We start from the raw sequence: 10,534 nt of genomic DNA, 5'->3' as shown, positions 1-10,534 counted from the left end.
CGGCGGCACGACCGGGTCAATCCTCGGCGATGTGGTCGACAACGGCACGCTCAGCTTCAACCGCTCCAACCTCTATAGTTTCGGCGGCACGATCTCGGGCAGCGGCGGCGTCAGCCAGGATGGAACCGGCAACACCGTGCTCACGGCCGACAACACTTACGGCGGCACCACGCTGATTGTCGGCGGCGGCGGGCTCTACATCAATGGCAACCAGAGCGCCGCAACCGGGCTGACTGACGTCAATTTGGGCACGCTCGGCGGCAACGGCACCATCGGCGGCGATGTCTTCGTCGACGTGGCCGGCAGGCTGGCCCCCGGTGGCCTCGGCTCCGCGCCCGGCGCGCTCACCATCAACGGCAACCTCGAACTGGCCGACGGCTCGAATCTTGATTACTCGTTCGGCCAGGCAGGCGTGGTTGGCGGCGCATACAATGATCTGACGGTCGTCCACGGCAATCTGGCACTCGACGGCACCATCAACGTGACGGAGGCGCCCGGCGGCAATTTCGGGCCGGGCATCTATCGCGTCATCAGCTATGACGGGACGCTCAACGATCAGGGTCTCGACACCGCCTCGAGCGACTACAGCGTGCAGACCTCGATCGCGCATCAGGTCAATCTCGTAAACACCTCCGGCGTGCTGCTCAACTTCTGGGATGGCGCAGCCGGGCCGAAAGGCGACGGAACGATCAACGGGGGCGACGGCGTCTGGCAGAACTCCGCCGGCAACGACAACTGGACCAATAATGACGGGACGCTCAACGCTCCCTACCAGGATGGCGTCTTCGCCATCTTTGCCGGCGCTGCCGGTACGGTCGATGTCGACGACAGCCTGGGAGACATTCACTCCACCGGCATGCAATTTGCGACCGGCGGCTACCTGATCGAGGGCGACGGCATCGCGCTCGACGGACCGCGGGCGACGATCCGGGTCGGCGACGGCACGCTGGTCGGCGCAGCTTATGTGGCAACCGTCAATTCAGACCTCACCGGCGCCAGCCAGCTGGTGAAGACCGACCTCGGTACTCTCGTGCTCGGCGGCGCCAACAGCTACAGCGGCGGCACCGCCGTCAAGGGCGGCACTCTGCAGGTTTCAGCCGACGCCAATCTTGGCGACGCGACCGGCGGCTTGAGCCTGGATGATGGTACGACGCTCAAGACCACCGCGACCTTCACCTCGTCGCGCGATATTGGCCTGACCTCGGGTACCGGCACGTTCCAGACTGACGCCGACCTTATCCTGTCGGGCCAGCTCACCGGTGCCGGCGGCCTCAACAAGACCGGCGCCGGCGCGCTCACCCTCACCCGCGCGAACAGCTACGCGGGGTCAACCACGGTCACGGCCGGCGGCCTCTATGTCGATGGCGACAACAGCGCGGTCGCCGGTGCGGTCTCTGTCGGAAGCGGCGCGACCCTCGGCGGCAACGGTGTCATCGGCGGCGATGTCACGGTTGCCGACGGCGCGACCCTGTCGCCCGGCTCTGCCGACGGGATACCAGGCACGCTGGCGATCGCCGGGAACCTCAATCTCTCCAGCGGCGCGGTCCTCAACTATTCTTTCGGTGAGGCCGATGTCGCCGGCGGGGCGCTCAACGATCTGACCACGGTCGGCGGCAATCTCGTGCTCGACGGCACGCTCAACGTCGGCGTGAGCGCCGGCGGCACCTTCGGGCCAGGCGTCTATCGCGTCTTCAGCTATGATGGCACGCTGACCAACAACGGGCTCGTCGTCGGGGCGATCCCATCGTCGGGTTATTCGATCCAGACCTCGATCGACCACCAGGTGAACCTCGTCAACACCGAAGGCCTGACCTTCAACTACTGGGACGGCAATACCGGGCCGAAAAACAATGGCGCGGTCAATGGCGGCGACGGCGTCTGGCAGTCGGCCGCCGGCAATGACAATTGGGCAAACGAGACGGGTACGGCCAATGCCGGCTTCGCCGACGCCTCCTTCGCCATCTTCGCCGGACAGGCCGGCACCGTAACCGTGGACGACAGCCTGGGCCAGGTGGCCGCATCGGGCATGCAATTCATGACCGATGGCTACATCGTCCGGGGCGACGGGATCGAGCTCGTCGGGCCGTCCGGCAGCATAGTCGTCGGTGACGGCACGGCGGCTGGCGCGGAGATGACGGCAACGATCGCCTCCGTCCTCTCTGGGGACGCACAATTGGTGAAGTCGGATCGCGGCACGCTGGTCCTGACAGGTATCAACAGCTACACGGGTGGCACGGCAATCAATGGCGGCACGCTGCGGGTCTCGCAGGACGCCAATCTGGGTGATGCCGCCGGAGCGCTCTCCTTCGACGGCGGCACGCTCGGCACGACCGGCAGCTTCGCCACCTCGCGTGCGGTCAACGTGATGAGCTCCGGCACGATTTCGGCCGACGCCGGGACCACCTTGACCCTGAACGGGGCTGTGACCGGGTCGGGCGCGTTCAACAAAGCTGGACAGGGAACGCTTGTTCTGACGGCGGGAGGCTCGACGTTCTCGGGACCGACTTCCGTCCAGCAGGGCACGCTGAAGGCGGGCGCGGCGGACGTGCTGCGCGCCGGCTCTGCCTTCACCGTTGCTTCCGGCGCGACGCTCGATCTCGGCGGCTTCAACCAGGCCGTCGCCTCGCTCAACAATGGCGGCTCCGTGCGCCTCGGCGCCGCGGCACCCGGCACGGTGCTGACCATCAATGGCGACTACGTCGGCGCCGACGGAACCATCTTCCTCAATGCCACGCTCGATGGCGATGGCTCGACCACCGACAGGCTGGTTGTGCATGGCAGCACCTCGGGCACCTCGGTGCTCTCGGTCACCAATGTCGGCGGGGCAGGGGTCCAGACAGTGGAAGGCATCAAGATCGTGGACGTCGATGGAAGTTCGGCGGGCACCTTCACGCTTGCCGGCGACTATGTCTTCCAGGGCGACCAGGCCGTGGTCAGCGGCGCCTACGCCTATCGGCTCTATCAGAACGGCGTCAGCACGCCGGCCGACGGCGACTGGTATCTGCGCTCGGCGCTGATCAACAATCCGCTCTATTCGCCGGCGGTGCCGATCTACGAGGCCTATCCCGGCGTGCTGCAGAGTCTCAACGAACTCGGCACCCTGCAGCAGCGCGTCGGCAACCGCTCGTGGACGGGAGCAAGCCAGGGCGCCGACGAGATCGGCAGCGTCCCAACCCAGAGCGCGATCTGGGCGCGCATCGAGGCGGCGCATACAAGGCAGAGCCCTGGGAGCGCGACCACCGTCTCGGACTATGACGTGACCACCTGGAAGCTGCAGTCCGGCATCGACGGGCTGCTTTATGAGGATGCCACCGGAATTCTTCTGGGCGGCCTCACCTTCCACTACGGAACGGCTTCGTCGGACATCTCATCGATCTACGGCGCCGGTTCCGTCCAGGCCACCGGCTATGGCTTCGGCGGAACCTTGACCTGCTATGGCGACAACGGCTTCTACACCGACGCTCAGGGCGAGATGACCTGGTATGACAGCGACTTGAGGTCCGCCACGCTGGGCAGCGAGCTTGCCAAGGGCAACAACGGCTTTGGCTATGCGCTGAGCATCGAGGCCGGACAGAAACTTGCGCTGCAGGGCAAGTGGACGCTGACGCCGCAGGCTCAGCTCGCCTATTCCTCGGTTCGCTTCAGCAGCTTCACCGATCCGTTCGATGCGGCGGTGTCGCTGGGTGGCAGCGATGCCCTGATCGGCCGCGCCGGCCTGTCGCTCGATTATGAGGATGCCTGGACGGGCGCTCAAGGCAAGGTCAGCCGCTCGCATCTCTACGGAATCGCCAACCTCTACTACGACTTCCTCGACGGCAATGACGTCGATGTCTCGGGCACGGCGCTGCACGAGCACGACCAGCCGCTCTGGGGCGGGCTGGGTGTCGGCGGGTCGCTCTCCTGGGCCGACGACCGCTACATGGTCTACGGCGAGGCCTTCGCCAAATCGAGCCTGAAAAACGTCGGTGACAGCCGGGCAATCGGTGCAAAGCTCGGCTTCAGCGTGCGCTGGTAGCAGCTGACCATCTGCTCACTCCCGATCGGAATGCACGTGGCTGCTCGCATTCCGGCGGAGCGGCCTTTGAAGATGGAAACAAAGATCAGACGGTTCTCAAACGGCACGATCGGCGAATGTCGGCATTGGTGCTTGCGTGTCCCGCAACCAACGTACGCAGTACCGCAGGCATTGTTTTTGTAGCAGGAGGTGAGGCGCAAGGAACGGGTCCAGCTACCAGTGTAAAGCGCCTCCCGGCGGAGACTCGCCTTGGCTACCTTGCGGCCTATCTGCGCAGCTTCACGGGGCAGGAACCAAGCGACGCCGACGTGGCCCACTTCTCCACCTTCGTCATGCAGGCGCGATCACGACAAACGGCCCTCAAGTAGCGGGCAAGATGTCCTCAGGCCTGTGCCGTTGCCACGTGCATCAAAATATCCACCAGACGATCCTGGCCCGACCCTCGAAGCGCTTCCGGCGGACTCCGACCGTAACCAACCGTCAGCAGCAGTCCATCCGTAGCGGCCATGATGACAGCAGCGCGTTGCAGCCCGGCGTCCAAGGAGAGTTCCGGTCTTATGCGCAGGATCAGATCGCGGAATCGGACGAGCTGCTCGTCGCACAGCCGATCCAGCGCTTTGCTGGCGATGGGGTCGCGATGCGCCAGGTTCCAAAGTTCGTAGAAGAACCCGGCGGTGTGGGCGTTCTTGTTGTCCTCGATGAGGAAATGCAGCATGCGCCGAAGCTTGGTCTCTGCATTGCCGAGAGTCTCGCTTTCGAGGCGGCCAAAGGCTTCGTTGTAGTCATGCGTAATGGAGTCGATGACGGCCTCGAAGAGTTTTGCCTTGTTGCCGAAGAAATGTTGAACGGTGGCGATCCTCACATCGCAGCCGGAGGCAACGGCCCGCAGGGTGAGGGCGCCATAGCCGTCGCCGATCATGATCGCACGCGCGACGTCTACGATCTGGGCGCTGCGCTCGCCGGCCGCCATCCTCTTCTTGCCCTTGACCCGCTGATCCATCTTGCCCTCCCGTTTCCCTCGACTAGCAGTTCGAGGCGTTTGCGTCATCGCGTTCACGAGAACGGTATAGACGGTATTCGGCGTATTGTTTATAGGTCAATTGACACATTGAGTGGGGTTTGTTAACACATTAACTACCGCGTGGCCGCAGCGCTGGCGAGATTTTTGGGTTCACGTCGGAGGAGGACGGCAGGCTCGATACAAATTCAATCCACAGACGGGATTGGGCGTCCGCTCATCGCCCTGACGTTGGCCGCTCTTTCGCCGGGAGAGGCGAGACGAGGCAGATAACCATTTACCAACCGTCATGCGGTTCACGAAACCAACCAAGGGGAAGAACATGTCGCATCGTTCACGGCCACCGCTATCCGGATTTGGCGCGGCGTTGATTGGAGCCTTCTCAGGCTGGCTCATGCCGGCTCAGGCGGGCGCTTCGGATTTCCCATCTCTTCAGGATCTCTACACGGGGAGCTATCGGCTGCCGCCGTCTGAAAGCCCCAAACCCGTCACCGGCAAGAAGATCTGGTTCGTTTCCTGCAGCCAGGACGTCAGTCTCTGCGCGGCGGAGGCAGCAGGTACTCAGGAAGCGGGCCGGCTGTTGGGATGGGACACCACGATCTTCGATGGAAAATACGATCCGGCCGTCATGGCCAACGGCATCAGGCAGGCGATCGCCGGCAAGTTCGATGCGGTTGTTCTCGCCGGCGCCGACTGCAACGGCGTCAAGGGACCTTTGGCGGAGGCCAGGGACTCCGGCCTGAAGATCGTCAGTATCGAGGGGGTGGACTGCAGCGTCAGCGATCCGGGCGAGCCTTCCCTGTTCGACGCTGCCGTCACCTATGTCGAGGGCGATCTCATTCCCTGGGTCAAGAAATATGGTGCCTGGCAGGCCGACTACGTCATCGCCAAGACCGGGGGCAAGGCTGAGGCCATTGTGTTGGCCAGCGACGAGGTGCTCGTTTCAAAGCTGACGAGCGAAGCCACGATCGAAGAGTTGAAACGCTGCCCGGGCTGCACTGTCCACGAAGTGTCGTTCAGCTACGGTTCCCAAGGCCCGCAACTGCAACAGCTTGCTGAACAGGCATTGTTGCGCTTCCCCAATGCGAACAGCCTCATTGTTCCCGCGGATTCCGTCATCCTGAGCGGAGTCGGACCGGCGATCGAAGCGTCCGGACGAGATTTGGTTGTCGTGGCCGCGGAGGGCCAGGAGGCAACGATGAATCTTGTGCGGGCGGGCAGCCGGCAGGTCAGTGCGGGCGTCGGAATTCCCAGCGCCTGGGAAGGCTATGCCGCGGTTGACGCGTTAAACAGGGTCTTCAACGGGCAACCGGCCGTCAATTCGGGGGCTGGCCTGCAAGTTTTCGACAAGGATCACAACGCTGGCACCGCCGGTGCGTTCAATGCTTCGACGGATTTCGTCGCCGCCTACAAGAAAGCCTGGGGCATCACGGAATGAATGCGGCTAAATTCGCCGTCAGGTTGCACGCAATCTCGAAGGCCTATGGAGCGACCCGGGCTTTGGAGGATGTATCGTTCGATGTATCCTCGGGAAGCATCCATGCGCTGCTCGGCGGCAACGGATCGGGCAAATCGACGCTGATCAAGATCCTGGCCGGTGTCGTCGGAGCCGACGCAGGTCGGATCGACCTCGGGGGCGTCGAGTTTGCCGCGTCCACTTTTTCGGCGGCAACGGCGAAGAAATGCTCGATCCACGTCGTGCACCAACATTCCTCGACATTCCCGCATCTGTCGGTGGCAGAAAATCTTTCAATAGGCAGGGGCTTCGAGACGGCCGGGTTTGGACGCATTTCCTGGTCGAGTGTCAGGCGGAGGGCCAACAAGGTGCTCGAGCGCTTCGGCATCGAGGCAGATCCGGATCAACTTCTCTCGAATTTGCGCCCGGCGGCCCAAATGATGGTGGCGATCGCCCGAGCCCTGCAGGATCAGGAGGGCGAATCGAGCGGATTGCTGGTTCTGGACGAGCCCACTTCGGCGCTGTCGGCGGCGGAAGCGGACAGGCTCGCCGCAGCACTCCGCCGCTTCTCGGCGGCCGGCCAGACCATCATCATCGTCACCCATCATCTTCAGGAGGTCATGGATCTTGCCGACCACGTCACGGTGCTGCGTGATGGAAAGGTCGCGGGGAATCTTTCCGGCGATTCAATAACCAAGGCGATGCTTGTCCAGCTCATCGCGGGCCCCAACCACACTGCTGCTAGCAGGCCGGCGGGTGTGGTCCCCGGCGCGATGCTGCTGGAGACAAGAGGGCTTAAGGGCGGGCCGCTTCGCGGCGTCGACCTGTCGGCACGAGCCGGCGAAATCATCGGTATCGCCGGACTGTTGGGCAGTGGCCGAAGCGCGCTGCTGCGTACCCTCTTCGGCATAATCAGGCCGACCGGGGGTGCAATACTGCTCGACGGACATCCGTATACCGCGGTCGATCCCAGGGCCGCTGTGCGTGCCGGCATGGCCTTCGTTCCCGAGGACCGGATGGCAGACGGAATATTTGCCAGCCTGTCGGTCATGAACAATTTCAGCGTTGCAAGTCTTGATCGATACTGGTCGGGATTGCGCCTGCGCTTCGACGCCGAAAAGCGGGAGGCGCTCCGCCTTGCCGATCTGGTCGGTCTCAAACCGCGTCGCGTCGATCTCGCCGTCGACAAACTATCCGGTGGCAATCAGCAAAAGGTAGCGATCGGACGATGGCTGTCGCGCAAACCCCGCTTGCTGCTTCTCGATGAGCCGACGCAGGGTGTCGACATCGGCGCCAGGGCGGAGATCCACCGACTGATCCGCGCCGCCGCGATGGAAGGCGCGGCGGCCATTGTCGTCTCATCGGATTTTTCTGAACTTGTCGACCTGTGCGATCGCGCCCTGGTGCTGAACGGTGGCAGGATCTGCGCCCATGTGTCCGGAAACGAACTCACGACACAACACCTCCATGAACTCACCCAACTGCGAGTGGCAGCATGACCGAACCAGCTCTCGCCGCAACCGGCACGAACAATGCAAAGCCCGCGCCGCGGGAGTATGGCGCCCGTAGGTTCTTCCGCCTTTATGGCGAGGCCTACGCTCTTGTGGCACTCCTGGCTCTGATCGCGATTTTCTTCACGCTCTTGCCGGCGACACGCGAGACCTTCCCGACGTCGGCCAATCTGCGCATCGTGATCGCCAATCAGGCGGTCTTGGCGATCGTAGCGCTGGCAGCCTTCGTCCCGCTGATCGTCAACGAGTTCGACGTCAGCGTGGGCGCAAATCTCGGGCTTTCTTCTATTTTTGCAGCGGTCGCGATGTCGGCAGGCATGCCCTGGTTCCTGGCGCTGTTGCTTGCGGTCGCGATCGGCACATCCATCGGTGTCGTAAACGGCGTCCTGGTCACACGCGCCGGAATCAACTCGTTGATTTCGACACTCGGCATATCGATCATTATCCATGGAATCGTGACCTGGAAGACTGGCGGCGTCAGCATCGTCAGCAACATTCCGCCGATCCTGTCCAAATTCGGATCAGGCACCCTGTTCGGGATTCCGCTGCCCTTCTTCGCTCTTCTCATCGTCGCGCTGCTTCTCGGATATGTGATCATCTTCACGCCGTTCGGCCGCTATCTCTATGCGATCGGCTCAAACATCTCGGCAGCCAAACTCGTCGGCATCAATACGACCCGCATGGTGATCCTCAGTTTCGTGATATCCGGTGCCCTGTCGGGCTTCGCCGGTTTCATCCAGATCGCCAGGACGGGCGGCGCAAACCCGCGTGTCGGCGAATCCTTCACCTTGCCGGCCCTCGCGGCGGCGTTTCTTAGCGCCTCCGCAATTCTGCCGGGCACCTACAACGTCGCCGGAGTTATCGTCGCCGTATTCTTCCTGGCGACCATCAACAGCGGTCTCAACCTTGCCGGCGCCGAGGTCTACGTCAACGATCTGGTCAACGGCTTTGCCCTCATCCTCGGTGTCGGTCTTTCCAAGTTCCTGGGTCGCAACCGCGCCTGAAGTGCCGCCGCCCTCAAGGGAGCTTGGCCGTCTGCGGCGCGACGCGGCTCAACTTGCCTCAAACGGCGTCCTCCCGAACGTCACTCATGATGTGGTCGAGAAAGAGCCGGAACAGTTCGCGCTCGGAGGTGATGTCCAGTTTGTCATAGACCATTCGCTTGCGGTTCTTGACCACCTGATGGCTGATGCCCATGGCCTTCGCGATGGCGGCATTGTGATAGCCTCGAAGGGATAGATGCACGATCTGGAGTTCACGCGGGGCAAGGTTAGCAGGACTGTAGGTTTCGACCGCGACATCGAACAGAAGCGAAGGCGGCGCGCCGCGCGTGGCGGACAAGCCGTCTGAGACTTGGTCTGTTTGAGCCGTCGGGTTCGCGTTGGGCGTACCGAGATGCGTCTGATGAATCGAGTTTGCCAGCGCCAGATAGGTGCGCAGCAAAAGCACCGTCCGCATGGAGAACTGCCCCTCGGCGCGATCCCAGCAGAGAACCAGGGTAGCGCCATTCGAATCCGGAAGCATGACGACGATATCGTCGGACACGCCTTCCGATGTCAGCAGGTCGTGATAGGTCTGAAATCCTCTTTCGGCAACGGTGTGGTCGCGGAACAGCTCAACGCCGAGTTGGGGGCCATTCAGGCACAGCCGGTAGAACGGATCGAACCGGTAGAAACCGCTCAGGTAAACATCGAACGAATGAAAATCGCCGCCTTCTCGAAACAGGCAAACTGGCGGCTCGTTGGGGCCATAGCGGAAAATATAGCGATAGTTCCAATGCAGCAGGGAGCTCAACGCTTCCAGGAGTTGGAACTGGAAGTCAGCCTCGCCCCGGTGGTCGAGTGCACGCGATAACAGTCCCAATGTGACTTCCGAGGATCGCGTCACCATTTCCCTGGCTTTCGCCAAGCGCTCCCGCCTGGATCGGCGTACACGCCCGCGTCTGAAAAAGCCTCCTTCCGCATAGGTCGTGGTTCCTCCGACAAACGGCGCATGGGTACTGGGGTCATCATGCATTTTGCCTGTCTTCTCCATAGCTTAGTCAAGACCCGAGAGCGTCGCAATTGCGCGCCGCAAGAAGATAGCGAGGAACGCTGGATGGCTGTGAAGACAGAAGCTTTTTCCAACCCCGGAGACGCGCTGCAAGCCTACGTGCGCGCCTTCGCGCGGAAGGATATTGGCGCGATCATGGAGCTGTTTTCCAATGGCGGACTCGTCGAGATTCCCATGCTGAAGCCGAACCGGCTGTTCGGACAGACAGAACTGCGCCGCGGTCATGAAGCGATTTTCGAGGCCGTCTCTTCGTCACGCTTCGAACTGTCTGAGCCAGCGGTCAACGATATCGTTGCCATTGCAAGCGGCAGGCTGAAAACGGAGCGGGGCGGCGTCCAGCACGTGCATCCCGTCGCCGTTGTTGCGGAAGTCGATTCGGAGCGCCTGATGCGTCTCAGTCTCTATATGGACGGCCGCAATCAGCGCCTCTGGTCAGACAAGGCGATCCTTTAGGCTCCCGCACTTTTCACGTCGAAAACGCA

General features: G+C 62.5%; 7 protein-coding genes. 5 read left to right on the top strand and 2 right to left on the bottom strand.

Features of this window, described 5'->3' with window-relative positions; genetic code table 11:
- Nucleotides 1-4,015: autotransporter outer membrane beta-barrel domain-containing protein (locus tag FJW07_RS17475; RefSeq protein ID WP_140857804.1), on the top strand; the 4,015-nt coding region annotated here is incomplete at its 5' end.
- Between the two features lie 382 nt (nucleotides 4,016-4,397).
- On the opposite strand, the gene FJW07_RS17465 is transcribed toward FJW07_RS17475, so the two are convergent.
- Nucleotides 4,398-5,015 (bottom strand): TetR/AcrR family transcriptional regulator, encoded by a 618-nt coding sequence (locus tag FJW07_RS17465; protein ID WP_140652615.1) that lies wholly within the window; start codon nucleotides 5,013-5,015, stop codon nucleotides 4,398-4,400.
- 340 nt (nucleotides 5,016-5,355) lie between these two features.
- Here FJW07_RS17465 and FJW07_RS17460 point away from each other — a divergent pair, with 340 nt between their 5' ends.
- From FJW07_RS17460 to FJW07_RS17450, 3 genes are read left to right on the top strand one after another with little or no spacing between them, the layout of a single operon-like run.
- Nucleotides 5,356-6,471, top strand: a complete 1,116-nt coding sequence (locus FJW07_RS17460) for a substrate-binding domain-containing protein (protein WP_181182663.1) — start codon at nucleotides 5,356-5,358, stop codon at nucleotides 6,469-6,471.
- Nucleotides 6,468-7,988, top strand: coding sequence for a sugar ABC transporter ATP-binding protein (locus FJW07_RS17455; protein ID WP_140857796.1), 1,521 nt, complete (start codon nucleotides 6,468-6,470; stop codon nucleotides 7,986-7,988). The genes FJW07_RS17460 and FJW07_RS17455 overlap by 4 nt, the downstream gene beginning before the upstream one ends.
- Nucleotides 7,985-9,004, top strand: a complete 1,020-nt coding sequence (locus FJW07_RS17450; protein WP_140857794.1) for an ABC transporter permease — start codon at nucleotides 7,985-7,987, stop codon at nucleotides 9,002-9,004. Before FJW07_RS17455 ends, FJW07_RS17450 begins: the two co-directional genes overlap by 4 nt.
- Nucleotides 9,005-9,062: 58 nt before the next feature.
- On the opposite strand, the gene FJW07_RS17445 is transcribed toward FJW07_RS17450, so the two are convergent.
- Nucleotides 9,063-9,908, bottom strand: coding sequence for a helix-turn-helix transcriptional regulator (locus tag FJW07_RS17445; RefSeq protein ID WP_181181490.1), 846 nt, complete (start codon nucleotides 9,906-9,908; stop codon nucleotides 9,063-9,065).
- A gap of 189 nt (nucleotides 9,909-10,097) precedes the next feature.
- On the opposite strand from FJW07_RS17445, the gene FJW07_RS17440 reads away from it, so the two are divergent.
- Nucleotides 10,098-10,505 carry a nuclear transport factor 2 family protein gene (locus tag FJW07_RS17440; RefSeq protein WP_140640604.1) on the top strand — a complete coding sequence of 136 codons (408 nt, stop codon included), beginning with the start codon at nucleotides 10,098-10,100 and terminating at the stop codon, nucleotides 10,503-10,505.
- Nucleotides 10,506-10,534: the final 29 nt, after the last annotated feature.

The sequence above is a fragment of the Mesorhizobium sp. B3-1-9 genome, assembly GCF_006439595.1.
Taxonomy (GTDB): Bacteria; Pseudomonadota; Alphaproteobacteria; order Rhizobiales; family Rhizobiaceae; genus Mesorhizobium.
This window is presented reverse-complemented; position numbering and strand designations above follow the sequence as displayed.

What these genes read in the sequence shown, in the direction of transcription:
- FJW07_RS17465 (WP_140652615.1), bottom strand. Translation starts at nt 5,015, where the DNA reads ATGGATCAGCGGGTCAAGGGCAAGAAGAGGATGGCGGCCGGCGAGCGC.
- FJW07_RS17460 (WP_181182663.1), top strand. Translation starts at nt 5,356, where the DNA reads ATGTCGCATCGTTCACGGCCACCGCTATCCGGATTTGGCGCGGCGTTG.
- FJW07_RS17455 (WP_140857796.1), top strand. Translation starts at nt 6,468, where the DNA reads ATGAATGCGGCTAAATTCGCCGTCAGGTTGCACGCAATCTCGAAGGCC.
- FJW07_RS17450 (WP_140857794.1), top strand. Translation starts at nt 7,985, where the DNA reads ATGACCGAACCAGCTCTCGCCGCAACCGGCACGAACAATGCAAAGCCC.
- FJW07_RS17440 (WP_140640604.1), top strand. Translation starts at nt 10,098, where the DNA reads ATGGCTGTGAAGACAGAAGCTTTTTCCAACCCCGGAGACGCGCTGCAA.